General features: G+C 67.5%; 23 protein-coding genes. 15 read left to right on the forward strand and 8 right to left on the reverse strand.

Translation table 11 applies throughout. The features are described 5' to 3' along the window. The 8 genes from aspS to AC3IFE_RS13360 form a co-directional block, all read left to right on the forward strand. On the forward strand, positions 1–1,500 hold a 1,500-nt coding region (gene aspS, locus AC3IFE_RS13325), incomplete at its 5' end, for an aspartate--tRNA ligase (RefSeq protein ID WP_489190807.1). A gap of 155 nt (positions 1,501–1,655) precedes the next feature. Then, positions 1,656–2,150: a dihydroneopterin triphosphate diphosphatase gene (nudB, locus tag AC3IFE_RS13330; protein WP_089468413.1), complete on the forward strand. Its 495-nt coding sequence runs from the start codon at positions 1,656–1,658 to the stop codon at positions 2,148–2,150. Continuing rightward, a complete protein-coding gene (gene clsB, locus AC3IFE_RS13335) occupies positions 2,147–3,421 on the forward strand; it encodes a cardiolipin synthase ClsB (protein ID WP_089468412.1) in 1,275 nt (424 codons plus the stop codon). Before nudB ends, clsB begins: the two co-directional genes overlap by 4 nt. Before the next feature lie 200 nt (positions 3,422–3,621). Further along, positions 3,622–4,221 carry a TetR/AcrR family transcriptional regulator gene (locus AC3IFE_RS13340; RefSeq protein WP_006477846.1) on the forward strand — a complete coding sequence of 200 codons (600 nt, stop codon included), beginning with the start codon at positions 3,622–3,624 and terminating at the stop codon, positions 4,219–4,221. 56 nt (positions 4,222–4,277) lie between these two features. Continuing rightward, entirely contained in the window at positions 4,278–6,065 is a 1,788-nt protein-coding gene (locus tag AC3IFE_RS13345; protein ID WP_089468411.1) for an acyl-CoA dehydrogenase C-terminal domain-containing protein, read from the forward strand. 118 nt (positions 6,066–6,183) lie between these two features. Next, positions 6,184–8,619, forward strand: coding sequence for a 3-hydroxyacyl-CoA dehydrogenase/enoyl-CoA hydratase family protein (locus tag AC3IFE_RS13350; protein WP_489190808.1), 2,436 nt, complete (start codon positions 6,184–6,186; stop codon positions 8,617–8,619). 22 nt (positions 8,620–8,641) lie between these two features. Then, complete coding sequence (locus AC3IFE_RS13355) at positions 8,642–9,841, forward strand: acetyl-CoA C-acyltransferase (RefSeq protein WP_489190809.1); 1,200 nt, start codon at positions 8,642–8,644, stop codon at positions 9,839–9,841. A gap of 91 nt (positions 9,842–9,932) precedes the next feature. Then, on the forward strand, positions 9,933–10,700 hold the full coding sequence (locus AC3IFE_RS13360) for an enoyl-CoA hydratase (protein ID WP_089468409.1): 768 nt from the start codon (positions 9,933–9,935) through the stop codon (positions 10,698–10,700). Between the two features lie 51 nt (positions 10,701–10,751). Here AC3IFE_RS13360 and fdhD read toward each other — a convergent pair whose 3' ends face one another. Beyond that, positions 10,752–11,576 (reverse strand): formate dehydrogenase accessory sulfurtransferase FdhD, encoded by an 825-nt coding sequence (fdhD, locus tag AC3IFE_RS13365; protein WP_489190810.1) that lies wholly within the window; start codon positions 11,574–11,576, stop codon positions 10,752–10,754. A gap of 120 nt (positions 11,577–11,696) precedes the next feature. Here fdhD and AC3IFE_RS13370 point away from each other — a divergent pair, with 120 nt between their 5' ends. Next, a complete protein-coding gene (locus AC3IFE_RS13370) occupies positions 11,697–12,179 on the forward strand; it encodes a nitrate reductase associated protein (protein ID WP_089468407.1) in 483 nt (160 codons plus the stop codon). Between the two features lie 34 nt (positions 12,180–12,213). Here the strand turns inward: AC3IFE_RS13370 and AC3IFE_RS13375 are convergent, their stop codons facing one another. Beyond that, positions 12,214–12,609, reverse strand: coding sequence for an acyl-CoA thioesterase (locus AC3IFE_RS13375; protein ID WP_027809384.1), 396 nt, complete (start codon positions 12,607–12,609; stop codon positions 12,214–12,216). A gap of 175 nt (positions 12,610–12,784) precedes the next feature. On the opposite strand from AC3IFE_RS13375, the gene AC3IFE_RS13380 reads away from it, so the two are divergent. Beyond that, positions 12,785–14,656 carry an ABCB family ABC transporter ATP-binding protein/permease gene (locus AC3IFE_RS13380; protein WP_489190811.1) on the forward strand — a complete coding sequence of 624 codons (1,872 nt, stop codon included), beginning with the start codon at positions 12,785–12,787 and terminating at the stop codon, positions 14,654–14,656. Between the two features lie 218 nt (positions 14,657–14,874). On the opposite strand, the gene murU is transcribed toward AC3IFE_RS13380, so the two are convergent. Both murU and AC3IFE_RS13390 read right to left on the reverse strand, forming a co-directional pair. Beyond that, positions 14,875–15,597, reverse strand: coding sequence for an N-acetylmuramate alpha-1-phosphate uridylyltransferase MurU (murU, locus tag AC3IFE_RS13385; protein WP_089468405.1), 723 nt, complete (start codon positions 15,595–15,597; stop codon positions 14,875–14,877). A 22-nt stretch (positions 15,598–15,619) separates the two neighbouring features. Further along, positions 15,620–16,669, reverse strand: a complete 1,050-nt coding sequence (locus AC3IFE_RS13390) for an aminoglycoside phosphotransferase family protein (RefSeq protein ID WP_489190812.1) — start codon at positions 16,667–16,669, stop codon at positions 15,620–15,622. A 223-nt stretch (positions 16,670–16,892) separates the two neighbouring features. Here AC3IFE_RS13390 and AC3IFE_RS13395 point away from each other — a divergent pair, with 223 nt between their 5' ends. From AC3IFE_RS13395 to rsmA, 4 genes are read left to right on the forward strand one after another with little or no spacing between them, the layout of a single operon-like run. After that, positions 16,893–19,253: an LPS-assembly protein LptD gene (locus AC3IFE_RS13395; RefSeq protein WP_089468403.1), complete on the forward strand. Its 2,361-nt coding sequence runs from the start codon at positions 16,893–16,895 to the stop codon at positions 19,251–19,253. A gap of 51 nt (positions 19,254–19,304) precedes the next feature. Then, entirely contained in the window at positions 19,305–20,663 is a 1,359-nt protein-coding gene (locus AC3IFE_RS13400; RefSeq protein ID WP_089468402.1) for a peptidylprolyl isomerase, read from the forward strand. An 11-nt stretch (positions 20,664–20,674) separates the two neighbouring features. Then, the gene (gene pdxA, locus AC3IFE_RS13405; RefSeq protein WP_089468401.1) at positions 20,675–21,664 is read left to right on the forward strand and encodes a 4-hydroxythreonine-4-phosphate dehydrogenase PdxA; all 990 of its coding nucleotides are present in this window, start codon (positions 20,675–20,677) and stop codon (positions 21,662–21,664) included. A 46-nt stretch (positions 21,665–21,710) separates the two neighbouring features. Beyond that, positions 21,711–22,538 carry a 16S rRNA (adenine(1518)-N(6)/adenine(1519)-N(6))-dimethyltransferase RsmA gene (rsmA, locus tag AC3IFE_RS13410; protein ID WP_011546170.1) on the forward strand — a complete coding sequence of 276 codons (828 nt, stop codon included), beginning with the start codon at positions 21,711–21,713 and terminating at the stop codon, positions 22,536–22,538. A gap of 90 nt (positions 22,539–22,628) precedes the next feature. Here rsmA and AC3IFE_RS13415 read toward each other — a convergent pair whose 3' ends face one another. Further along, positions 22,629–23,564 (reverse strand): DMT family transporter, encoded by a 936-nt coding sequence (locus AC3IFE_RS13415; protein ID WP_089468399.1) that lies wholly within the window; start codon positions 23,562–23,564, stop codon positions 22,629–22,631. A gap of 405 nt (positions 23,565–23,969) precedes the next feature. Here AC3IFE_RS13415 and gloA point away from each other — a divergent pair, with 405 nt between their 5' ends. Continuing rightward, positions 23,970–24,353 (forward strand): lactoylglutathione lyase, encoded by a 384-nt coding sequence (gene gloA, locus AC3IFE_RS13420; RefSeq protein ID WP_006477863.1) that lies wholly within the window; start codon positions 23,970–23,972, stop codon positions 24,351–24,353. A gap of 108 nt (positions 24,354–24,461) precedes the next feature. Here gloA and AC3IFE_RS13425 read toward each other — a convergent pair whose 3' ends face one another. From AC3IFE_RS13425 to AC3IFE_RS13435, 3 genes are all read right to left on the reverse strand, one after another. Then, positions 24,462–25,349 carry a M48 family metallopeptidase gene (locus AC3IFE_RS13425; RefSeq protein WP_027785378.1) on the reverse strand — a complete coding sequence of 296 codons (888 nt, stop codon included), beginning with the start codon at positions 25,347–25,349 and terminating at the stop codon, positions 24,462–24,464. A 45-nt stretch (positions 25,350–25,394) separates the two neighbouring features. Beyond that, the gene (locus AC3IFE_RS13430) at positions 25,395–26,159 is read right to left on the reverse strand and encodes a lysophospholipid acyltransferase family protein (RefSeq protein WP_050014656.1); all 765 of its coding nucleotides are present in this window, start codon (positions 26,157–26,159) and stop codon (positions 25,395–25,397) included. Between the two features lie 43 nt (positions 26,160–26,202). Next, positions 26,203–26,436 (reverse strand): HAD hydrolase-like protein (locus AC3IFE_RS13435; RefSeq protein ID WP_489190813.1); only part of this gene is annotated, 234 nt, incomplete at its 5' end.

Genomic DNA, 26,436 nt, shown 5'->3' on the forward strand with positions numbered 1-26,436 from the left:
AACGTGCTGAACGCGTCGGTCACGCCGCCGTTCCAGCTCGACGACGACAACCTGTCGGAAACGACGCGCCTCACGCACCGCGTGCTCGACCTGCGCCGCCCGCAGATGCAGCACAACCTGCGCCTGCGCTACCGCGTCGCGATCGAGGCGCGCAAGTATCTCGACGAGCAGGGCTTCATCGACATCGAAACGCCGATGCTGACGAAGAGCACGCCGGAAGGCGCGCGCGACTACCTCGTGCCGTCGCGCGTGAACGCGGGCCAGTTCTTCGCGCTGCCGCAGTCGCCGCAGTTGTTCAAGCAGCTGCTGATGGTCGCGAACTTCGACCGTTACTACCAGATCACCAAGTGCTTCCGCGACGAGGATCTGCGCGCCGACCGTCAGCCGGAATTCACGCAGATCGACTGCGAAACGTCGTTCCTCGGCGAGCAGGAAATCCGCGACCTGTTCGAAGACATGATCCGTCACATCTTCAAGACGACGATCGACGTCGAACTCGACGCGACGTTCCCGGTGATGCCGTATTCGGAAGCGATGGCGCGTTTCGGCTCCGACAAGCCGGACCTGCGCGTGCAGCTCGAATTCACCGAGCTGACCGACGCGATGAAGGACGTCGACTTCAAGGTGTTCAGCACGCCGGCCAACGCGAAGGACGGCCGGGTCGCGGCGCTGCGCGTGCCGAAGGGCGGCGAGCTGTCGCGCGGCGACATCGACGGCTACACGGAATTCGTGCGCATCTACGGCGCGAAGGGCCTCGCCTGGATCAAGGTCAACGAGAAGGCGAAGGGCCGCGACGGCCTGCAGAGCCCGATCGTCAAGAACCTGCACGACGCATCGATCGCGGCGATCCTCGAGCGCACCGGCGCTGAAGACGGCGACATCATCTTCTTCGCGGCCGATCGCGCGAAGGTCGTCAACGACAGCCTCGGCGCGCTGCGCCTGAAGATCGGCCATTCGGAATTCGGCAAGGCGAACGGCCTCGTCCAGGCCGGCTGGAAGCCGCTGTGGGTCGTCGACTTCCCGATGTTCGAATACGACGACGAAGACGCGCGCTACGTCGCCGCGCACCATCCGTTCACGAGCCCGAAGGACGAGCACCTCGAGTATCTCGAGACCGACCCGGGCCGCTGCCTCGCGAAGGCGTACGACATGGTGCTGAACGGCTGGGAAATCGGCGGTGGCTCGGTGCGTATCCACCGCGAGGAAGTGCAGAGCAAGGTGTTCCGCGCGCTGAAGATCGGCGCGGAAGAGGCGCAACTGAAGTTCGGCTTCCTGCTGGACGCGCTGCAGTACGGCGCGCCGCCGCATGGCGGTATCGCATTCGGTCTCGACCGCATCGTCACGATGATGGCCGGCGCCGATTCGATCCGCGACGTGATCGCGTTCCCGAAGACGCAGCGTGCGCAGGATCTGCTCACGCAGGCGCCGAGCCCGGTCGACGAGCGTCAGCTGCGCGAGCTGCACATCCGTCTGCGTCAGCCGGAACAGCCGAAGGCGTAACGCTTGTCAAAGATCGTGTGTGTGGTGACGCGCGCACGATGCCCAACGAAGAAGGCGCCGTCGTGCGCCTTTTTCACTTTTTGCGGTACAGTCGCAGCACTTGCCGCACGTTCGGGCACAGCCCCGCGCACGGCCCTGTGCCGCATGAAACAAAGATGACGAAGCCGCCGAAAATTCCCGAATCCGTTCTCGTCGTGATCTACACGCCCGATCTCGATGTGCTCGTGATCAAGCGTGCCGACCAGCCCGATTTCTGGCAGTCGGTCACCGGCTCGAAGGACACGCTCGACGAGCCGCTCGCGCTCACCGCCGCGCGCGAGGTGGCCGAGGAAACCGGCATCGCGGTCGGCACGCCGGCCGTGCCGGCCACCGCGCTCGTCGACTGGCATCACCGGATCGAATACACGATCTATCCGCAATACCTGCACCGCTATGCATCGGGCGTCACGCGCAACGTCGAGCACTGGTTCGGCCTGTGCGTGCCGCATCGCGTCGACGTGACGCTGTCGCCGCGCGAGCACGTGGACCATGCGTGGCTGCCGTTCCGCGAGGCGGCCGCGCGCTGCTTCTCGCCGTCGAACGCCGAGGCGATCCTGCAATTGCCCGTGCGCGCGGCTCTCGCGCGTGCGCCGCACGGCTCGTCCGCATGAATGCGGAGACCCGCAAGCGCTTCGCGCAATTGCGGCAGATGTTCCTGCAGGAGCGCGGCTCCGCGTCGCGGCTCGCATTTACGGCCGGCAACACCGTGCGGCTGTGCGAAACCGGCGGCGAATTCTTCCATGCGTTGATCGAACGGATCGACGCCGCCCGCGAGCAGGTGATGCTCGAAACCTACATCTTCTGCGACGATGCGGCCGGCCGTCCGGTATCGGACGCGCTGATCCGCGCGGCGCAGCGCGGCGTGCGCGTGCGCGTGATCACCGACGGCATCGGCACCGCGCGCCTGCCGCTGTTCGACACATGGGCCGAGGCCGGCGTCGAGCACTGCATCTACAACCGCTTCCTGTTCGGCCGCTTCGGCTTCTCGCGCACGCACCGCAAGCTCGCGGTGATCGATCATGCGGCCGCGTTCTGCGGCGGCATCAACATCGTCGACGACTACACGCAGGGCAGCGCGACGCTGCCGTTCCCGCGCTGGGATTTCGCGGTCGAGATGGCCGGGCCCGCGGTGTCCGACGTGCGCGCCGCGTTCGAGCTGCAGTGGCACCGGATCCGGTTCGGCCACAAGCCGTATGCGCAGTATGCGGCCGGGCTGCATGGCGGCGAAGCGTTCCCGGACATGTTCCGGCGCTGGATGCGCAGCCACCGATGGATCAAGGCCGGCGCGCTGCGGGTCGTGACCGAGCCGAGCGTCGCGTTCGTCGCGCGCGACAACGTCGTGAACCGCCGTGCGATCGAGAAGGCCTATCTCGCGGCGATCGGCCAGGCGCACCAGCGGATCCTGCTCGCGAATCCATACTTCATGCCGGGCCGCAAGCTGCGCCGCGCGCTGACGGGCGCGGCCCGCCGCGGCGTGGACGTGCAGGTGCTGATCGGCCGCAAGGAGTTCACGGCGCTCGATACGGCCGTGCCGTTCCTGTATCACTCGCTGCTGCGCGCGGGCGTGCGCGTCGCCGAATACGACAAGACGATCCTGCACGGCAAGGTCGCCGTGATCGACGACAACTGGGCGACGGTCGGCTCGTCGAATCTGGACGCGCTGAGCCTGATGCTGAACAATGAAGCGAACGTCGTGCTGGTGCGCTACGATGCTGTGACGAACCAGTTGCGCGACGCGATCGCCACCGCGTTCGCCGAAGGCCGGGAGATCGACGCCGCGCACTACGCCGCGCGCCCGCGCGTCGAGCGGCTGCTGAACTGGCTGGCGTACAACACGTACCGCCTCGTGATGAAGGCGCTAACGGTCGGCGGTTACGACTGACGCAGACTAAGTATTCGCTTCAAAAAATCTGTCCGCACGTTCGTGCGGAAAAGCCGCTCCGGTCCCGCCGGAATCGCGCAAAATAGCGGCTCGGTTAGACACCGGTTTCTAATAATTTCCTTGTTTCGCGAGCGGCCGCACTCAATAATAGTACGGCCGTTCGATTTTATTCGAACCCCCGAACGGTTACAGAAATAGCTATGCGAAAAGGCGAACAGACGCGTGCCGCGATACTCGAAGCTGCTTTGGACCTCGCCAGCCGTGACGGGCTGGAGGGGCTGACGATCGGCCTGCTGGCCGAGCGCATGCAGATGAGCAAGAGCGGCGTGTTCGCGCACTTCGGATCGCGCGAGGACTTGCAGGTCGAGGTCGTGCGCGAGTATCACCATCGTTTCGAGAACGAGGTGTTCTTTCCGAGCCTGCGCGAGTCGCGCGGTCTGCCGCGTCTTCGGGCGATGCTGGCGCGCTGGATCGAGAAGCGCATCCAGGAGGTGACGACCGGGTGCATCTACATCAGCGGCGCAGTGGAGTACGACGACCGGCCGGACAGCCCCGTGCGCGAGCAGTTGATCGCGAGCGTGACCGCCTGGCGTGCCGCGTTGCTGCGCGCCATTTCGCAGGCGATGGAAGAAGGGCATCTGCGCGCGGATACGGATCCGGAACTGATGCTCTTCGAGTTGTACAGCTTCACGCTCGGCCTGCATCACGACGCACGCTTCCTGCATTCGCCGGACGCCGTGCGCCTCACGTGGGCCGCGCTGGAAAAGACGATTGTTTCGTATCAGAGCGAGAGCCGTTAGCGGCGCGTGACCCGCCCGCCAGGAGCTCGAGCCGTTGCCCACCTTTGGAGAGAGTCATGGGACAGTACGCCGCGCCGCTGCGCGACATGCAATTCGTGTTGCACGAGCTTCTGAACGTCGAAGCCGAAGTCAAGCAAATGCCCAAGCATGCGGACCTCGACGCCGACACGATCAACCAGGTCCTCGAGGAAGCGGGCAAGTTCTGCTCCGAGGTACTGTTCCCGCTGAACCAGGTCGGCGACCGCGAAGGCTGCACGTATGAAGGCGACGGCGTCGTGAAGACCCCGACCGGCTTCAAGGAAGCGTATCGGCAGTACGTCGAGGCCGGCTGGCCGGCGCTCGGCTGCGATCCCGACTACGGCGGCCAGGGCCTGCCCGCGTTCGTGAACAACGCGCTCTACGAAATGCTGAACTCGGCGAACCAGGCATGGACGATGTATCCGGGCCTGTCGCACGGCGCATACGAATGCCTGCACGCGCACGGCGCGCCGGAACTGCAGCAGCAATACCTGCCGAAGCTCGTGTCGGGCGAATGGACGGGCACGATGTGCCTGACCGAGCCGCACTGCGGCACCGACCTCGGCATCCTGCGCACCAAGGCCGAACCGAACGGCGACGGCTCGTACTCGATCAGCGGCACGAAGATCTTCATCTCGAGCGGCGAGCACGACATGTCGAAGAACATCGTCCACCTCGTGCTCGCGCGCCTGCCGGACGCGCCGCAAGGCACGAAGGGGATCTCGCTGTTCATCGTGCCGAAGTTCGTTCCGGACGCGTCGGGCGAGCCGGGCGAACGCAACGGCATCAAGTGCGGGTCGATCGAACACAAGATGGGCATCCACGGCAACTCGACCTGCGTGATGAACCTCGACGGCGCGAAGGGCTGGATGGTCGGCGAGCCGAACAAGGGCTTGAACGCGATGTTCGTGATGATGAATGCCGCGCGCCTCGGCGTCGGCATGCAGGGCCTCGGCCTCACGGAAGTCGCTTACCAGAACTCGCTGACGTACGCGAAGGAACGCCTGCAGATGCGTTCGCTGACGGGCCCGAAGGCGCCGGACAAGCCGGCCGACCCGATCATCGTGCACCCGGACGTGCGCCGCATGCTGCTCACGCAGAAGGCTTACGCGGAAGGCGCGCGTGCATTCACGTACTGGTCCGCGCTGCAGATCGACAAGGAACTGTCGCACGCCGACGAAGCCGTGCGCAAGGAAGCGGCCGATCTCGTCGCGCTGCTCACGCCGATCATCAAGGCGTTCCTGACCGACAACGCGTTCGAGTGCACGAACCACGCGATGCAGATCTACGGCGGCCACGGCTTCATCTCCGAGTGGGGCATGGAGCAGTACGTGCGCGACGCGCGGATCAACATGATCTACGAAGGCACGAACTCGATCCAGTCGCTGGACCTGCTGGGCCGCAAGGTGCTCGGCGACATGGGCGCGAAGCTGAAGAAGTTCGGCAAGCTCGTCACCGAATTCGCGGAAGCCGAAGGCGTGAAGCCGGAGATGGCCGAGTTCATCAACCCGCTCGCCGACATCGGTGAAAAGGTGCAGAAGCTGACGATGGAAATCGGCATGAAGGCGATGCAGAACCCGGACGAAGTCGGCGCGGCCGCCGTGCCGTACCTGCGCACCGTCGGCCACCTGGTGTTCTCGTACTTCTGGGCGCGCATGGCGCGCCTCGCCCTCGACAAGGAAGCGTCGGGCGATCCGTTCTACAAGTCGAAGCTCGCCACCGCCCGCTTCTACTTCGCGCGCCTGCTGCCCGAAACGGCGTCGACGATCCGCGCCGCGCGCGCCGGTTCGAAGACGCTGATGGAAGTCGACGAATCGCTGTTCTGACGCGAGTCCGGGCGGTGCGCGCCGCGTGCCGCACCGCCCGAACGCAACGGTTCCTGGTACTCACTTCGCCGTGCAGCCCTCACATCTCGCGCTGCACGACACTATCCGGAGACATCCCGTGAGCAATTTCCTGATTCGCAAGGTCGCCGTGCTGGGCGCCGGCGTGATGGGCGCGCAGATCGCCGCGCACCTCGTCAACGCGCGCGTGCCGGTGCTGCTGTTCGACCTGCCGGCCAAGGAAGGCCCGAAAAACGCGATCGCGCTGAAGGCGATCGAGAACCTGAAGAAGCTGTCGCCCGCGCCGTTCGGCGTGAAGGACGACGCCAAGTACCTCGAAGCGGCGAACTACGAAGACGACATCGCGAAGCTCGCCGAGTGCGACGTCGTGATCGAGGCGATCGCCGAGCGGATGGACTGGAAGCACGACCTGTACAAGAAGGTCGCGCCGCACATCGCGCCGAATGCGATCTTCGCGACCAACACGTCGGGCCTGTCGATCACGAAGCTGTCCGAAGGTTTCTCGGACGAGCTGAAGGCGCGCTTCTGCGGCGTGCACTTCTTCAACCCGCCGCGCTACATGCACCTCGTCGAGCTGATTCCGACCGCGCATACGCGTGCCGAGATCCTCGACCAGCTCGAAACCTTCCTGACGAGCGTCGTCGGCAAGGGCGTCGTGCGCGCGAAGGACACGCCGAACTTCATCGCGAACCGCGTCGGCATCTTCTCGATCCTCGCGGTGATCACCGAGGCCGCGAAGTTCGGCCTGCGCTTCGACGAAGTCGACGACCTGACGGGCAGCCGCCTCGGCCGCGCGAAGTCGGCGACGTTCCGCACCGCGGACGTGGTCGGCCTCGACACGATGGCGCACGTGATCAAGACGATGCAGGACAACCTCGCCGACGATCCGTTCTTCCCGGTCTACCAGACGCCCGCCGTGCTCGCCGAACTGGTGAAGCAGGGCGCGCTCGGCCAGAAGACGGGCGCCGGGTTCTACAAGAAGGAAGGCAAGGCGATCAAGGTGCTCGACGCGAAGACGGGCAGCTACGTCGATTCGGGCGCGAAGGCGGACGAAACGGTCGGCCGCATCCTGAAGCGCCCGCCGGCGGAGCGCCTGAAGCTGTTGCGCGAGACGGATCATCCGCACGCGCAGTTCCTGTGGTCGATCTTCCGCGACGTGTTCCACTACATTGGCGTGCATCTCGAGTCGATCGCCGACAACGCGCGCGACGTCGACCTCGCGATCCGCTGGGGCTTCGGCTGGAACGAAGGCCCGTTCGAAGGCTGGCAGGCCGCCGGCTGGAAGCAGGTCGCCGAGTGGGTGCAGGAAGACATCGCGGCCGGCAAGGCGCTCGCGAACGTGCCGCTGCCGTCGTGGGTGCTCGAAGGCCCGGTCGCCGAGAAGGGCGGCGTGCACACGGCCGAAGGCTCGTGGGCGCCGGCATCGAAGCGCTTCGTGCCGCGTTCGGACCTGGCCGTATACCGCAAGCAGGTGTTCCGCGCGCCGCTGCTGGGCGAAGCCGGCGCCGATCCGAAGACGTACGGCAAGACGCTGTTCGAGACCGACGCGGTGCGCGCGTGGGCCGACGATCGTGCCGGTGAAGACGACGTCGTGATCGTGTCGTTCAAGTCGAAGATGAACACGATCGGACCGAGCGTGATCGACGGCCTCGTGCAGGCGATCGAACTCGCGGAGAAGGACTACAAGGGCGTGGTGATCTGGCAGCCGACGTCGCTGAAGCTCGGCACGCCGGGCGGCCCGTTCTCGGCCGGCGCGAACCTCGAGGAGGCGATGCCCGCGTTCATGATGGGCGGCGCGAAGGGCATCGAGCCGTTCGTGAAGAAGTTCCAGGAAGGCATGCTGCGCGTGAAGTACGCGAACGTGCCGGTCGTCGCGGCCGTGTCGGGCATCGCGCTCGGCGGCGGGTGCGAACTGATGCTGCACAGCGCGAAGCGCGTCGTGCACGTCGAGAGCTACATCGGTCTCGTCGAAGTGGGCGTCGGCCTCGTGCCGGCCGGCGGCGGCCTGAAGGAAGCGGCGCTGCGCGCCGCGGACGCCGCGACGGCCGCGAACGCGACCACCGACATCCTGAAGTTCGTCACGAAGTCGTTCGAGAACGCGGCGATGGCGAAGGTGTCGGCGTCCGCGCACGACGCCCGTGCGATGGGCTACGTGAAGCCGTCCGACACGATCGTCTTCAACGTGTTCGAACTGCTCGACACCGCGAAGAAGGAAGCGCGTGCGCTGGCCGATACCGGCTATCGCGCACCGCTGCGCGCGAAGGACGTGCCGGTCGCCGGCCGTTCGGCGATCGCGACGATCAAGGCATCGCTCGTCAACATGCGCGACGGCCGTTTCATCAGCGACCACGACTACCTGATCGCGAGCCGCATCGCCGAAGCCGTGTGCGGCGGCGACGTCGAGGCCGGCAGCCTCGTCGACGAGCAATGGCTGCTCGCGCTGGAGCGCCGCGCGTTCGTCGAGCTGCTCGGCACGCAGAAGACACAGGAACGGATCATGGGCATGTTGCAGACCGGCAAGCCGGTGCGTAACTGAGCGAGCAGACAAGGAGTCTGAAATGAGCAAACAACTGCAAGACGCATACATCGTCGCCGCCAGCCGCACCCCGATCGGCAAGGCCCCGCGCGGTGTCTTCAAGAACACGCGCCCCGACGAGCTGCTGGTTCACGCGATCAAGTCGGCGGTCGCGCAGGTGCCCGGCCTCGACACGAAGGTGATCGAGGACGCGATCATCGGCTGCGCGATTCCGGAAGCCGAGCAGGGCCTGAACGTCGCGCGCATGGGCGCGCTGCTCGCGGGCCTGCCGCAGACGGTCGGCGGCGTGACGGTCAACCGCTTCTGCGCATCGGGTATCACCGCGCTCGCGATGGCGGCCGACCGCATTCGCGTCGGCGAATCGGACGCGATCTTCGCGGGCGGCTGCGAATCGATGAGCATGGTGCCGATGATGGGCAACAAGCCGTCGATGTCGCCGCACATCTTCGATCGCAGCGAAGACTTCGGCATCGCGTACGGGATGGGCCTGACGGCCGAGCGCGTCGCCGAGCAGTGGAAGGTGAGCCGCGACGACCAGGACGCGTTCTCGGTCGAATCGCACCGCAAGGCGCTCGCCGCGCAGCAGGCCGGCGAGTTCGGCGACGAAATCGCCGCGTACACGATCACCGAGCGCTTCCCGAACCTGACGACCGGCGAAGTCGACGTGAAGACGCGCGAGATCAAGCTCGACGAAGGTCCGCGCGCGGATACGTCGCTCGAAGGCCTCGCGAAGCTGCGCACGGTGTTCGCGAACAAGGGCTCGGTCACGGCCGGCAACAGCTCGCAGACGTCGGACGGCGCGGGCGCGCTGCTCGTCGTGTCGGAGAAGGTGCTGAAGGAATTCAACCTGACGCCGCTCGCGCGCTTCGTGAGCTTCGCGGTGCGCGGCGTGCCGCCGGAAATCATGGGGATCGGCCCGAAGGAAGCGATTCCGGCCGCGCTGAAGGCCGCCGGCCTGAAGCAGGACGATCTCGACTGGATCGAGCTGAACGAGGCGTTCGCCGCGCAATCGCTGGCGGTGATGCGCGATCTCGGCCTCGATCCGTCGAAGGTCAACCCGATGGGCGGCGCGATCGCACTGGGCCACCCGCTCGGCGCGACCGGCGCGATCCGCGCGGCGACCGTCGTGCACGGCCTGCGCCGCCGCAACCTGAAGTACGGGATGGTCACGATGTGCGTCGGCACCGGCATGGGCGCCGCGGGCATCATCGAACGCCTGTAAGCGGGACGCGACGAAAAGCGACGACGGTGCGCGGGCCACGAGCTCGCGCACCGTTTTTTCATTCCGGCAGAGACAGTCAAAGGAGACGGTTGTGGCCGACATTCAAGTGGAACGCGCCGACGGCGTGATGACGATCACGATCGCGCGCCCGGCGAAGAAGAATGCGCTGACGGCGGCGATGTACCAGACGATGGCCGATGCGCTCGCCGACGCGCAGGAAGACAAGGCGACGCGCGTGATCCTGCTGCGCGGCAGCGACGGCAATTTCAGCTCGGGCAACGATCTCGAGGATTTCCTGAAGTCGCCGCCGAAGGACGACACCGCATCGGTCTTCCAGTTTCTGGCGCGGATCAGCAGCGCGAGCAAGCCGGTCGTGGCGGCCGTGCCCGGCATTGCGGTCGGGGTCGGCGTGACGATGCTGCTGCACTGCGATCTGGTCTATGCGGCCGACACCGCGACGTTCTCGCTGCCGTTCGTGCAGCTCGGGCTGTGCCCGGAAGCCGCGTCGAGCGCACTGCTGCCGCGCCTGGCCGGCCATCAGGTCGCGGCCGAGAAGCTGCTGCTCGGCGAGGCGTTCGACGCGCTGGAAGCGCACCGGATCGGCATCGTCAACCGCGTGCTGCCGGCGGCCGAGCTCGACGCGTTCGCGGCGAAGCAGGCGGCGAAGCTGGCGGCGCTGCCGGCTGCGTCGCTGCGCGTGACGAAGGCGCTGCTCAAGGATACGGGCGGCGTGGCGACGCCCGCGCGGATGGCCGAGGAAGCCGCGCACTTCTCCGCGATGCTGCGCGCGCCGGAAGCGCGCGAGGCGATGACGGCGTTCTTCGAGAAGCGCAAGCCGGATTTCCGTCAGTTCGACTGACGGCGCAGGACGCGCCGGCGGTGGGTCGCCGGTGCGCCGCCTGAAGTGCGTTCAGGCCGTGCCGTAGTCGACGTGGCCCGTTTCGCGGCAGAAGCTGACGAGCCGCAAGCCGGCCGCCTTCGCGATTTCGATCGCCAGCGACGACGGCGCGGAGATGGTCGCGACCAGCGGGATGCCGACCCGCGCGGCCTTGCGCACGAGCTCGTAGCTCGCGCGGCTCGACAGGAACACGAAGCCGTCGGTGGTATCGGCGCGCGACAGCACGAGCGAGCCGATCAGCTTGTCGAGCGCGTTGTGGCGGCCGACGTCCTCGAATGCGGTGCGGATCGCGCCTGTTGCGTCGCACCACGCGGCCGCATGCAGGCCGCCGGTCAGTTTCGTCAGCGCCTGATGAGCCGGCAACGCATGCGCGGCGCGTGCCAGCGCGTCGGGCGCGAGGCGCGCGAGAAAGCCGGTGTCGGGCACGCGTTCGGGCGCAAGGTCGAGCAGGTCGATGCTTTCGATGCCGCAAACGCCGCAGCCCGTGCGCCCCGCGAGCGCGCGGCGCCGGTCCTTCAGCGCGGCGAACGCCTGCTGGACGACTTCCAGGTGCACTTCCGCATGCGGCAGCGGTGCGTCGGCGTGCAGGATCACCTCGATGTCCTTGATGTCGCTGCCGCGCGCGACGATTCCCTCCGAGATAGCGAAGCCGACTGCGAACGCTTCGAGGTCGCAGGGCGTGCACATCATCACCGCGTGCGAGATGCCGTTGAAGACGAGTGCGACCGGCCATTCCTGGCCGACGAAGTCGTGCGCGGTCTCTACCGCGCCGCCGCGCGTGCGGCTCACGGACATCTCGATCGCGCCGCGCGGTTCGTCTGATTGGGTCGGATTCACGAGCACTCCCGTTGATTCGAAGTACGGACGGCGACGATCATGCCGCCGCCCGCGCGCAGAGGTTCTAAAATACCCCGGGCAAGCCGGCCGCGCCGGCATCCGCCACGTCAGGTAACGATCATGGGACTCAGCGACGCTCCGTTGCTCTTCAACTTCGAACACGATTCGTCGGAAAACTTCACGTACATCCCGATGATCGTGCGTTTCAATCTCGACCGCTTCGGGCTGCGGATTTCGCTCGAACAGTGGCAACTGCTGCCGCTCGAGGACCGCAAGCTGCTCGCGCGCTTTCCGGCCGACGACGACACCGCGATCGAGCCCAACTTCGATCACGCGCTGTTCGAAATGCTGCGCACGCACGCCGATCTGGAGCCGTCATGGTTCCAGCCAGACGAGCAGCCGGCCTGGCGCGCCGTCGACGCGGTGCCGGAGTCGCTCGTGCAGCAGAGCGCGCTGGCCGGGCTGCCGGCGCCCGCGCTCGCGCAGTGGCAGCGGCTTGCGCCGTTCCAGCGCTACGTGCTGGTCAAGCTGTCGCGCAAGCCGACGCTGAATCACGATTTCGTGCCCGCGATGCGGGAGTTCGGGCTGGCGGCCACGCACTGACGGGCGCACGCCGCGCCGCGGCGCTTGCCCGCCGTCAAAGCGGCGGCAGTTGCCGCGGTTTGCGGTCCGAGCCGGTCGCGACGTAGGTGAGCGTTGCTTCCGTGACTTTCACGACTTCGCCCATCAGGCGCATGCGCTGCGCGTACACCTCGACGTCGACCGTGATCGACGTGTTGCCGGTGCGCATGATGGTCGCATAGAAGCTCAGCAAATCGCCGACGAATACCGGCTGCTTGAACACGAACGAATTGACCGCGACCGTCGCGACGCGGCCGTTCGCGCGCTGGCTCGCGGGAATCGAGCCGGCGATGTCGACCTGCGACATGATCCAGCCGCCGAATACGTCGCCGTGAACGTTCGCGTCGTGCGGTTGCGGGACGACGCGCAGCGCGGGCTGCTTCTGCGGGAGTTCGAGGGTCGAATCGGTCATGGCGGGGGCTTTCATCCTGTAATAAACGAGCCGCCGCGCGCAGGCTGGCCGGCGAGGCCGCCGGCAGCGGCGCGAAGCGGCTTCTGCGACAATACAACGTTCGCAAATTGTACGAGAAAGCGCGCGAGCCGGCCGCCGATACGCGCGTCCCGCATCGCCGCAGGACCTTTTCCCCATGCGCCGATTTCCCGCTTCCGGCGAGCCCGCGCCGGCTTCGACCGGGCCTCGCAACGACTGGCAGACCATCCGGTCGCTGCTGCCGTACCTGGTCACCTACAAGTGGCGCGTCGCGCTCGCGCTCGGCTGCCTGATCGGCGCGAAGGTCGCGAACCTCGGCGTGCCGGTCGTGATGAAGCGCATCGTCGACCACCTGTCCGCCGTGCAGCAGCTCACCGCGCTCGGCCGTGCCGAGCAGTCGGCCGGGATCGTGCTCGCGGGCGGGGTCGGGCTGCTGGTCGTCGCGTATGCGCTCGTGCGGCTGTCGACGTCGCTCTTTACCGAGTTGCGCGAGATCCTGTTCTCGAAGGTCACCGAGAGCGCGGTGCGCCAGCTCGCGCTGCAGGTGTTCCGGCATCTGCACGGGCTGTCGCTGCGGTTCCATCTCGAGCGGCAGACGGGCGGCATGTCGCGCGACATCGAGCGCGGCACGCGCGGCATCCAGCAACTGATTTCGTACTCGCTGTACAGCATCCTGCCGACGCTCGTCGAGGTCGGGCTCGTGCTCGGCTTCTTCGTGGTCAAGTACGAGGCCTATTACGCGTACGTGACGTTCGCGGCGCTGGTCACGTACATCGTGTTCACCGTGAAGGTCACCAACTGGCGCACGCACTTTCGCCGCACGATGAACGAACTCGATTCGCGTGCGAATTCGCGGGCGATCGATTCGCTGATCAACTACGAGACGGTGAAGTACTTCGGCAACGAGGCGTGGGAGGCGCAGCGCTACGACGAGAACCTGAAGCGCTACCGGAAGGCCGCGATTCGCTCGCAGAACTCGCTGTCGGTGTTGAACTTCGGGCAGCAGGCGATCATCGGCACGGGGCTCGTGTTCATTCTGTGGCGCGCGACGCAGGGCGTGCTCGCGGGCAAGCTGACGCTCGGCGATCTCGTGCTGATCAACACGTTCATGCTGCAGTTGTACATCCCGCTGAACTTCCTCGGCGTCGTCTATCGCGAGCTGAAGCAGAGCCTCACCGACATGGACCGGATGTTCGGGCTGCTGTCGGCGCCGAAGGAAGTGGCCGACCGGCCCGATGCGCCGCCGCTCGCAGTGGCCGGCGCGCAGGTGCGCTTCGAGCACGTGAACTTCGCGTACGAGCCGTCGCGGCAGATCCTGCACGACGTGACGTTTACGATCGAGGCCGGCACGACGACCGCGGTGGTCGGCCACAGCGGTTCGGGGAAATCGACGCTGTCGCGGCTGCTGTTCCGCTTCTACGATCTCGACCGGCAGACGGGCGGCGCGATCCGGATCGACGGGCAGGACATCCGCGACGTGACGCAGGAATCGCTGCGCGCGTCGATCGGGATCGTGCCGCAGGACACCGTGCTGTTCAACGATTCGATCTACTACAACATCGCGTACGGCCGGCCGACGGCGACCCGCGACGAGGTGGTCGCGGCCGCGCGTGCCGCGCACATCCACGATTTCATCGAAGGGTTGCCGAAGGGCTATGACACGCCGGTCGGCGAGCGCGGGCTGAAGCTGTCGGGCGGCGAGAAGCAGCGCGTCGCGATCGCCCGCACGCTGCTGAAGGATCCGCCGGTGCTGCTGTTCGACGAAGCGACGTCGGCGCTCGATTCGCGCTCGGAACGCGCGATCCAGCACGAGCTGGATCAGATCGCGCGGCATCGCACGACGCTCGTGATCGCGCACCGGCTGTCGACGGTCGTGCACGCGCAGCAGATTCTCGTGATGGACCGCGGGCGGATCGTCGAGCGCGGCACGCACGACGAACTCGTGCGCGCGGACGGGCTGTACGCGCAGATGTGGGCGCTGCAGCAGCAGCGCGCGGCGGCGGGCGGGGAAGAGGCCGAGGCCGCGTGAGCGCGGGTGCCGCACGGCACGTGCGCGGCGGGCGCGGAGGGTTGGCCGCCCGTTCGGCTGCCCGCTCGGCAACGGGCGGCGGGGACGGCGTCGCGGTCGGGTGAACCGGCGGACGTCCGCGGCACGTGATCCCGGCTCGGCCGGGTATTCATCGGCCCGTCAGGCCATCGGCGCACCGCGCCGGCTGCCCGACGAACCGTCGCCCGGCCGCGAAACCGTCAGCCCGCGGCGGCGCGCAACCGTGCGTCGAGCTCGCCGAGCTGCGCGGGCGTGCCGACGTTCTCCCAGATCCCTTCGTACAGTTCGCCGGTCGCGCGGCCGGCTTCGATCGTCGCGCGGTAGTACGGCGTCAACGCGCGCCGCGTGCCGGGCGCGAGGTCGCGGAACATTCGCGTGTCGTACACGCCGATGTTGCCGAACGTGACGCGCGCGGCGCCGTCGAGCGCGAGATGGCCGTCGTCGCCGAGCGCGAAGTCGCCGGCCGGGTGGAACGGCGGGTTCGGCACCATCACGAGGTGCATCGCCGGCGCGTCGAGCGCGGCCATCCGGGCGGCGTGCGGCGCGAGCGTCCGGTAGTCGAACGCGCAGTACACGTCGCCGCTGACGGCCGCGAACACCGTCGGCTGCCCGCCGCGTTCGAGCAGCGGCAGCGCCTGCGCGATGCCGCCGGCGGTTTCGAGTGCATCGCCCTCGGCCGAATACGCGAGCCGCACGCCCCAGCGCGAACCGTCGCCGAGCGCGGCCTCGATCTGCTCGCCGAGCCATGCATGGTTGATCACGATCGTATCGATGCCCGCGCGCGCGAGCGCCTCGATCTGCCACACGATCAGCGGCTTGCCGCCGGCTTCGAGCAGCGGTTTCGGGCGCGTGTCCGTGAGCGGGCGCATCCGTTCGCCGCGCCCGGCGGCGAAGATCATCGCCGTGGTCAGGGGTGTGCTCATGGTCGACTGGGTGTGAGGACGGTCAGAACGTATAGCCGACGTCGGCCGGCGCGTTGCCCTCGAGCTCGTCGAGCAGCTTCGCGAACGGCACGAGCGGGCGATAGCGCAGCGCGACCTTGCGCGCATAGGTCAGGAAGCGCGGCAGGTCGTTCAGGTAGTGCGGCTTGCCGTCACGATAATTGATGCGCGCGAACAGGCCGAGAATCTTGATGTGGCGCTGCAGCCCCATCCATTCGAGCTGGCGGTAGAACTCGCCGAAATCCGGGTCGACCGGCAGGCCGGCCTTCTTCGCTTTTTCCCAGTAGTACGCGAAGCAGTCGAGCTCGAACGCCTCGTCCCAGCTGATGAACGCGTCGCGCAGCAGCGACACGACGTCGTACGTCAGCGGCCCGTAGACGGCGTCCTGGAAGTCGAGCACGCCCGGGTTCGGCTCGCAGACCATCAGGTTGCGCGGCATGAAGTCGCGCAGCATGAAGCCTTGCGGCTGCGCGTGCGCGCTCGCGACCAGCAGCGCGAACGTGCGGTCGAGCGTGCCGCGCATCGCGTCGGTGACGGGCTTGCCGAGATGGCGGCCGACGAACCATTCGGGCAGCAGCTCCATTTCGCGGCGCAGGAACGCCTCGTCGAACGGCGGCAGCACGTCGGGCCTCGACGTGAGCTGGAAACGGATCAGCGCGTCGAGCGCGGCGCGCATCAGCGGGCGGGCCGCGGCCGGATCGGCCGGATCGAGCACCGAGATGTACGACGTGCGGCCGAGGTCGGTCACGAGCATGAAGCCCGCGTCGAAATCGTGGGCCAGCACGTCCGGCACGTGGTCGCCGGCCGCGGCGAGCAGCTGCGCGACCTGGACGAACTCGCGGCACTTCTCGGGCGGCGGCGCATCGACCGCGATCAGCGTGCCGCCGGGGCGCGTGGCCGACGCGACGCGGAAATAGCGGCGGAAACTGGCGTCCGACGACGCGGGCGCGAGGGTCGACAGATCGAGGGCGTAGCGCTCGGCGAGCGGGTGCAGCCACGCGGTGAGCGCGTCGAGGCGGGCGTCGGGCTGGGATGCGGCGGATGGGGGCGTCATGAAACTCGGCGGAGGGGGGAACGTCTTGCCATATAATACCCCACGACTTTTTTGACGCGCCCCGCGTCAGCTTCCGCCGTGCAGGCCCGCCGCCTGTCGCGCCGTCCGCCCGATCGCCTCCCCGGTTTGCGAAGAGCCGCAGTCGCGGCTCGACGGCGCGGCCCGCCGCGCGCGAAGGTGCCGTGCAGGCGCGGTTGACAAGGGGCGATTCGCCAAACGATAGATGCCGCCCAAACCGCTATTCCCGAATGTTTTCCCCGGTGACGGGGCGCCGCGCAAACGGCGGCTCGCGCTTGCGCTCCTGGCCGTGCCGGGCCTCGTGCCGGCCGTGTCGTACGCGCAGCTGTCGGGCGCGGCCGCGCAGCCGCAGCCGCTCGACTCGCCGTGGGATCTGCGTCTCGCGCCCCAGCTCGAGGATCATCCGCTGAAGGACGGCGCGAAGCCGGCCGCCTTCGTGATCGCCGACCATACGAGCGGCACCGCCGAGCAGGATCTCGCCGCGAAGGGTTCGGCCGAGCTGCGGCGCGGCGACGCCGTCGTGAAGGCCGACGCGATCCACTACGATCAGGATACCGACATGGCCGATGCGTACGGCCAGGTCAAGGTGGTCAATGGCGGCACGTCGTTCGCCGGCCCCGAGGCGCACCTGAAGATCGAGGCGAACCAGGGCTTCATGACCGCGCCGAAGTACCACTTCAACGTGACGGGCGGGTCGGGCAGCGCGGAGCGCGTCGACATGGTCGACAACGAGCGCTCGGTGTTCGTCAACGGCACGTATACCGCGTGCCAGTGCTCGACGAACCCCGCGTGGTACATCAAGGGCAGCCGCTTCGACTTCGATACGGGCGCCGACGAGGGCACCGCGCGCAACGGCGTGCTGTTCTTCCAGGGCGTGCCGATCTTCGCGAGCCCGTGGATGACGTTCCCGCTGTCCGGCGAGCGGCGCAGCGGCCTGCTGCCGCCGACGTTCTCGGTGAACTCGAACAACGGGTTCGAGCTGTCGCTGCCGTACTACTTCAACATCGCGCCGAACCGCGACCTGACGCTCACGCCGCGCATCATCTCGCGGCGCGGCGTGATGGCCGAAGCGACGTTCCGCTACCTGTCGCCGTCGTATTCGGGCACATTCACGGCCAATTACCTGCCGGACGACCGGCTCGCGCATCGCAACCGCTACGCGATCTACTGGCAGCACCAGCAGAACTTCGGTGGCGGTTTCGGCGGCTACGTCTACTTCAACAAGGTCTCGGACAACACGTATCCGGAAGACCTCGGGTCGGCGAACCAGTTCATCAACGGGACGCAGACGCTGTACCAGCAGGAAGCCGGCCTCACGTACAACAACGGTCCGTGGTCGGTGCTCGCGCGCTACCAGCACTGGCAGACGCTGCCGCCGTCGATCGCGCCGTACAGCCGCGAGCCGCAGTTGAACGTGAAGTACACGAAGTACAACGTCGGCGGGTTCGACTTCGGCGCGGAAGCCGACTATTCGCGGTTCCGCATCACGACCGCCGATGCGACCCAGGGCGACCGGGTCGTCTTCAACCCGTACATCTCGTACGGCGTGTACGGCCCCGGCTACTTCGCGGTGCCGAAGGTCCAGTACCACCTGGCGTCGTACGACCTGAACTACCTGTCGTCGACCACACCGAACAACCCGAAGCGTTTCACCGAGTCGATCCCGACCGTGAGCTTCGATTCGGGCCTGATCTTCGACCGTTCGGTGCGCCTGTTCGGCCAGGATTTCATCCAGACCCTCGAGCCGCGCCTGTACTACGTGTACACGCCGTATCGCGACCAGTCGAACGCGCCGCTGTTCGACACCGCGGAATCGGATTTCGGCCTCGCGGAGATCTACCAGCCGAACACGTTCGTCGGCAACGACCGGATCGCCGACGCGAACCGGATCACGGCCGGCCTCACGTCGCGCTTCATCGATCCGCGCACCGGCGACGAGCGCGCGCGCTTCGTGATCGCGCAGCAGTACTACTTCGCCGATCAGCGCGTCACGCTGACCCCCGGGCAGAGCGCCGTGCTCGCGCGCCACTCGGACCTGATCGTCGGCGCCGCGCTGAAGCTCGGCTCGGGCTTCATGTCGGAAACGGCGTTCCAGTACAACCAGAACAACAATCAGCTCGTGAAGTCGAGCATCGGTTTCGGCTACAGCCCGGGCGAGCGCCGCGTGATCAACGTCGGCTACCGCTATACGCGCACGAACACCACGCTCGACAACCAGCCGATCAACCAGTTCCTGGTGTCCGCGCAGTGGCCGCTCACGCGCCGCCTGTATGCGATCGGCCGCTTCAACTACGACTTCGCCGGAGATCGCGTGGTCGACGGTCTGGTCGGCTTACAATACGACGCGGATTGCTGGGCGCTCGGGGTCGGGGTGCAGCGGGCGGCGAACGGTATCAATTCGTCGGGACAGCAGAACTCGTCGACGCGCTTCATGATGCAACTGACGCTCAAGGGCTTGTCGACCGTCGACAACGGCCTCGTGTCCGCATTCCGCGCCGGGGTGCCGGGCTACACGCCGTTGCCGCCGCCGCCGCCGCCGATGTCCCGCTTCAGCAACTACGAGTAACGCCGGCATGTCTGCACCGGTCAGCACGATTTCAATGGAGTTTCAGTGGCAATGAAGAAAACCCTTCGTTTCGCGGCAGTCGTGTCCAGCCTCGCCGCGTCCGCCGCGCTGCTCGCCGCCGCGCCGGCCGCGGCGCAGGCACTCGGTTCGCAAGGTGCGCAGCTCGCCGACGAAGTCGTCGCCGTGGTCAACAACGACGTGATCACGGGCCGCGAACTCGACCAGCGCGTCGGCCTGATCGCGCGCCGGCTGCAGCAGCAGAACGCGCCGGTGCCGCCGGCCGACCAGTTGCGCGCGCAGGTGCTGAACCAGATGGTGCTCGAACGTATCCAGGTGCAGAAGGCCAAGGACGACGGGATCCGCATCGACGACGCGACCGTGCAGGCCACGCTGCAGCGTCTCGCGCAGGCGAACGGGATGACGCTCGACCAGTACCGCGCGCGCCTCGAGGCGCAGGGCGTGCCCTGGAGCGTCTTCACGGGCGACGCACGCACCGAGCTGATGCTGTCGAAGCTGCGCGAGCGCGAGGTCGACGGCAAGATCACGGTGTCGGACGCCGAGGTCGCGAACTACATCGCGAGCCAGCGCGGGCCGAACGCATCGCAGCAGCAGGACCTGCGCTTCCAGCACATCTTCATCAAGGCGCCCACCAACGCGCCGCAGGCCGACATCGAAGCCGCGCAGAAGAAGGCCGAAGCGCTGCTGCAGCAGGCGAAGTCGGGCGCCGATTTCGAGCGCCTCGCGAAGAACAACTCCGAAGCGAACGACGCGAAGAAGGGCGGCGATCTCGGCTTCAAGTCGCCGAGCGCGCTGCCGCCGGACGTCGTCGACGCCGCGTCGAAGCTGCGTCCGGGCCAGGTCAACCCGACGCTGATCCGCGTGCCGGACGGCTTCGAGATCGTGCGCCTCGTCGATCGCCGCCCGAGCCAGGGCGCGAGCGCCGCGGCGCCGAAGATCGTCCAGACGCACGTGCGCCACATCCTGCTGCGCGTCGGCGAAGGCAAGTCGGAAGGCCAGGCGCGCCAGCAACTGATCGACATCCGCAACCAGATCGAGGCCGGCGGCGATTTCGCGAAGTTCGCGCGCACCTACTCGCAGGACGGCTCGGCGTCGCAGGGCGGCGATCTCGGCTGGATCAGCCCGGGCGAGACCGTGCCGGAATTCGAGCGCGCGATGAACAACCTGCAGGACGGGCAGATCAGCCAGCCGATTCGTACCGAATACGGCTATCACCTGATCCAGGTGCTGAACCGCCGCGACGCGGAAGGATCGGTGCAGCAGCAGATGGACATCGCCCGTCAGGCGATCGGCCAGCGCAAGGCCGAACAAGCCTATGCCGACTGGCTGCGCGAGTTGCGCGATTCGTCGTACGTGCAGTACAAGATCGGCGGCGTCGGCCCGGCGAACTGAGCGAGCATCGGATGACCACGCGCGCGCTGCAGATCGCGATCACGACCGGCGAACCCGCGGGGGTCGGCCCGGAACTGACCGTGCAGGCGCTGCGTGATGCGGCGCAGCGCTGGCCCGACGCGCATTTCACCGTGCTCGGCGATGCCGCGCTGCTCGACGCGCGAGCGGCGGCGGTCGGCGCCGACGCGGTCACGCTGGCCGGCGGCGCGCAGGTGTCGGTCGCGCATCACGCGCTGGCGGCGCCCGCGCAAGCGGGCAAGCTGGACGCGGCGAACGGCCGGTACGTGCTCGGCTTGCTCGACGCCGCGATCGACGGCGCGCTGGCGGGCCGGTACGACGCGATCGTCACCGCGCCGCTGCAGAAGAGCACGATCAACGATGCGGGCGTGCCGTTCACCGGTCACACCGAATACCTCGCCGAACGCACGCATACGCCGCGCGTCGTGATGATGCTGGCCGGCACCGGCCATCGGCCGCTGCGCGTCGCGCTCGCGACCACGCATCTGCCGCTGAAGGACGTATCGGCCGCGCTGACGATCGACGGGCTCGTCGAGACGCTCGCGATCATCGACCGCGACCTGCGGCGCGATTTCGGTCTCGCCGCGCCGCGCATCCTCGTGACGGGCCTGAACCCGCACGCGGGCGAGAACGGTTATCTCGGCCGCGAGGAGATCGACGTGATCTCGCCGGCACTGGCTCGCGCGAACGCGCAACACATCGACGCGCGCGGCCCGTATCCGGCCGACACGCTGTTCCAGCCGCGCCATCTGGCCGATGCCGATTGCGTGCTCGCGATGTTCCATGACCAGGGTCTGCCCGTGCTGAAGTACGCGACGTTCGGCGAGGGCATCAACGTGACGCTCGGGCTGCCGATCATCCGCACGTCGGTCGATCACGGCACCGCGCTCGATCTGGCCGGCACCGGCCGCGCGGATCCGGGCAGCATGATCGCCGCGCTCGATACGGCCGTCACGATGGCGCGCCACCGCCGCGCAGCCTGACGCTGCCGGTTTATCCCATTCGTCGCATTTTTCGTTTAGTCAGTCGATGTCGAACAGCAGACAGCACCAAGGCCATTTCGCGCGCAAGCGCTTCGGGCAGAACTTCCTCGTCGATCACGGCGTGATCGACTCGATCGTCGCGACGATCGGCCCCGCGCGCGGCCAGCGGATGGTCGAGATCGGCCCCGGGCTCGGTGCGCTGACCGGCCCGCTGATCGAGCGCCTCGCGACGCCCGAGTCGCCGCTGCACGCGGTCGAGCTCGACCGCGACCTGATCGGGCGCCTGCAGCAACGCTTCGGCGCGCTGCTGGAGCTGCACGCGGGCGACGCGCTCGCGTTCGACTTCCGCTCGCTCGCGGCGCCCGGCGACAAGCCGTCGCTGCGGATCGTCGGCAACCTGCCGTACAACATCTCCAGCCCGCTGCTGTTTCACCTGATGACGTTCGCCGATGCGGTCATCGACCAGCATTTCATGCTGCAGAACGAGGTCGTCGAGCGGATGGTCGCGGAGCCGGGCACGAAGGCGTTCTCGCGGTTGTCGGTGATGCTGCAGTACCGCTACGTGATGGAAAAGATGCTCGACGTGCCGCCGGAATCGTTCCAGCCGCCGCCGAAGGTCGATTCGGCGATCGTCCGGATGATTCCGTACGAGCCGCACGAACTGCCGGACGTCGATCCGGTGCTGCTCGGTGAAATCGTCACCGCCGCGTTCTCGCAGCGCCGCAAGATGCTGCGCAACACGCTCGGCGACTACCGCGAGACGATCGATTTCGATGCGCTCGGCTTCGATCTCGCGCGCCGTGCGGAGGACGTGAGCGTGGCCGAATACGTCGGCGTGGCGCAGGCGCTGGCGGCGCTGCGCAAGGCCGGATGACGTGCGCGGCGCGAGCCGCCCACCCGCTGTATCGAAGAGAGCTGCCCGACTGGCAGCTTTTTTATTGCCCGCGTGTCTTTGCGCCGGTCGTCACATCCGCCGGCGCGGCGGCGCGTTGACGAGCGCGATGCCGGTCAGCACGAGCGCGGCCGCGGACATGAAGCGCCAGCCGACCGATTCGCCGAGCAGCAGCACGCCGAACGCGACGCCGAACAGCGGCGACAGGAACGTGAACACGGACAGCCGCGACGCGCTGTAGCGCGTCAGCAGCCAGAACCACGACAGGTAGCTGACGAACGCGACGATCACCGACTGGTACGCGAGGCTCGCGAGCGCGACCGGCGTGATCCGCGCGAACGACATCTGGCCGAACAGCGCGGCGAGCGCGACCAGCACGACCGCCGATACCGCGAGCTGGTAGAACAGCGTCTTGCTCGCGCTGGCCCGCGCGAGCGCGGTCGAGCGCACGACGACCGTCGTCGCGGCCCACATCGCGCCGCCGAGGATCCCGAGCGCGTCGCCGGCGAGCCCTGCCAGCACCGATGCGCCGGGCGCGCGCGGCTTCAGGAAGCCGTCCGCGAACGCGAGCGCGATACCGGCGAATGCGAGGCCGACGCCGGCCCATTGCGTGCGCTGCAGCCGCTCGCCCGGTGCGAACAGGTGCAGGCCGAGCGCGGTGAAGCACGGCGCCGTGTACAGGAAGATCGCCATGTGCGACGCGCTCGTCAGCGTCAGCCCGAAGAACACGCAGATGAATTCGCCGGCGAACAGCGCACCGGCCGCGATGCCTGCGCCGAGCGTGCCGTCCGCCTGAAACAGCGGCGTGCCGCGCGTGCGGGCCCAGCCCCACAGCAGCACCGCGGCGATCACCGAGCGCAGCCCGGCCTGGAACATCGGCGCGATCGCGGCGTTCGTGCTCTTGATCGCGACCTGCTGGAAGCCCCAGATCGCGCACAGCAGCAGCATCAGGCCGACGGCGCGCGTATCGAGTGCGCGGCGCACGGGGGCAGCGGCAAGTGCGGTCATCGGCGCGCCTCGCTGGTCGGACCTTGCGGCACGGAGGTCAGGCGGGCGGCGCGTCCGGCGCGCTCGAATCGACGGTTTCGCACGGCAGTGGGGCGGCAAGAAAAAGTGGGTGGTCGCGGTCGGGCGGCGGCGCGCATGCCCGCTTTTGGTGCGAAGTGGCAGGATGTTACCCGATCGACGCGGGGTCGGGCGAGCCGGATCTTGCCGCTTTCAGTCGTTGCGCGCTTGCTCGCGCCGAGGCAACCGATACGCGGCATCGGCCGCGTGCTTGTTGGGCCCGTTCCGGGCTCGGCGCGCCGGGCTAGGCGCCCCCGGCTAGGCGCTCCCGGCTAGGCGCCCCCGGCGAATTTCACCCGACTCCGGTAGAATTTCCAACTCTGGAAAGTCCCCACAGGAGTACAACACATGCGTTTGCTGCATACGATGCTGCGAGTCGGCGATCTCGACCGCTCGATCAAGTTCTACACCGAATTGCTCGGCATGAAGCTGCTGCGTCGCGAGGATTATCCGGAAGGCAAGTTCACGCTCGCGTTCGTCGGCTACGAAGACGAAAGCACGGGCACCGTGATCGAGCTGACCCACAACTGGGAGACGCCGTCCTACGATCTCGGCAACGGCTTCGGCCATCTGGCGGTGGCGGTCGACGATGCGTACGCGGCCTGCGAGAAGATCAAGGCGCAAGGCGGCAAGGTCACGCGCGAGGCGGGCCCGATGAAGCACGGCACGACCGTGATCGCGTTCGTCGAGGATCCGGACGGCTACAAGATCGAGTTCATCCAGAAGAAGTAAGCGCCGGATGAACCGGGCTGCGGCGTACGACGTGCGCCGCAGCAGCAAAGAGGGCGGTGCGGGGGTAATCCGCATCGCCCTTTTTCGTTGGCAGCGCAGCCGCGCGCGTCAAAGCGACGGCAGCAGCTCGGGCGGATGATGCTTGAGCGTGTGCCGCGCTTCGCGGAACTCGGGGAAAATCGATTCGACGGTCTGCCAGAAGGCCGGGCTGTGGTTCATCTCGCGCAGGTGCGACAGCTCGTGCGCGACGACGTAGTCGATGATCGACATCGGGAAATGGATCAGCCGCCAGTTCAGGCGAATCTTGCCGTCGCTCGAGCAGCTGCCCCAGCGCGTCGCGGCCGACGACAGCGCATACATCGAATACGTGACGCCGAGCTTTTCCGCATACACGACGAGGCGTTCGCCGAAGATGCGTTTCGCTTCGCCCTGCAGCCAGCCCTGCACGCGATCCTTGATCTGCTGCATGTCGGCCTGCACGGGCAGCGGCAGCGACAGCCGCAGCGCGTCGGCGTCGAAGGCGACGGCGCCCGCGCCGAGCGCGATCGTCACCGTCTTGCCGAGATACGGCAGTTGCGCGCCGTCGCGCCAGTCGATCTGCGGCAGCGCGCGCTGCTCGGTGCGCGTCTTCCACTCGGCGAGCTTCGCGAAGATCCAGCGTTGCTTTTCGGCGATCGCCGCTTCGATGTCGGCGAGCGTGACCCAGCGCGGCGCGGTGATCGACAGCCCGCTGCCGTCGATCGTGAAGCCGATCGTGCGGCGCGCGGAGCGCTTCAGCCGGTATTCGAGCACGCGGCTGTCGAGCGCGAACGTGCGCACGCGCGAGCGATCGGGCGCCGGACCCGGATCGAGTGGAGCAGCGGGGGCGGCTTCGGGCGGTGCGGGCGGAGCGGCCGGCGCCGACGGCGCGGCGGCCGGCCCGTCGAAGAGCGGCAGATCCATCTGGCGATGATCGAGGGCCACGACGGCAGGCCGTGGCCGCGGACGCTGTTTCATCAGTTCGCTTCTTTTTGTCGTACGCAACGGCTGCAATCCGGGGCGTCAGGCGCGCGCGGCATCGCGTGTGCCGGCGTTGCCCGCCTGACGATACGCATCGGGATCGATGCGGCGCATTTCCGCTTCGATCCATGCTTCGACCTGCGAGTTCAATGCATCGGGCGTCAGCCCTTCGCTCGGGATCGGCTTGCCGATCGACACCGTGACGACGCCCGGGAATTTCGTGAACGAGTTGCGCGGCCACACACGACCTGCATTGTGCGCGATCGGCACGACCGGCGTGCCGGTTTCGATCGCGAAGCGCGCGCCGCCCGTCTTGTACTTGCCCTGCTTGCCGACCGGCGTGCGCGTGCCTTCGGGGAACATGATCATCCATGCGCCTTCCGACAGGCGCTTCTTGCCCTGGCGGATCACCGAATTGAACGCGTTCTTGCCTTCCTTACGGTTGATGTTGACCATGTGCAGCAGCCCGAGCGCCCAGCCGAAGAACGGCACGTATAGCAGCTCGCGCTTGAACACGTAGCACAGCGGCTTCGGCATCAGCGCCGGAAACGCGAGCGTTTCCCACGCGGACTGGTGCTTCGACAGCAGCACGGCCGGGCCGTCGGGCAGGTTCTCGAACCCTTCGATTCGGTAGCGGATGCCGTTCAGCCAGCGCACGACCCACAGCGTCGACTTGCACCAGCCGGCCGCCATCCAGTAGCGCGCGTCGGGGCGCATGAACGGGAACGCGATGAAGCACGCGGTGGCGTACGGCACCGTGTACAGGATGAAGTAGATCAGCAGCAGCAGGGAGCGGACGAAGCGCATCGGCGTGAGTCTGGCGTTGGGGAGGATGCGCGCGGCAGCCGCATCACTCGTGTTCGTGTGAAAGAAAATCGAGCGCAAACGCGCGCAGGTCGTCGTGGACCTTCGTGTCGGGCGGCAGATTGCCCGCGGCGAGCGTCTTCTTGCCCTTGCCGGTCAGCACGAGGTGCGGCTGGAAGCCGACCTCGACGCCGGCCTGCAGGTCGCGCAGCGAATCGCCGACGACCGGCGTGTGACCGGGATCGATCTCGAAGCGCTCGGCGATCATCTGCATCATGCC

Source organism: Burkholderia sp. APQ4-4ca (assembly GCF_057837105.1).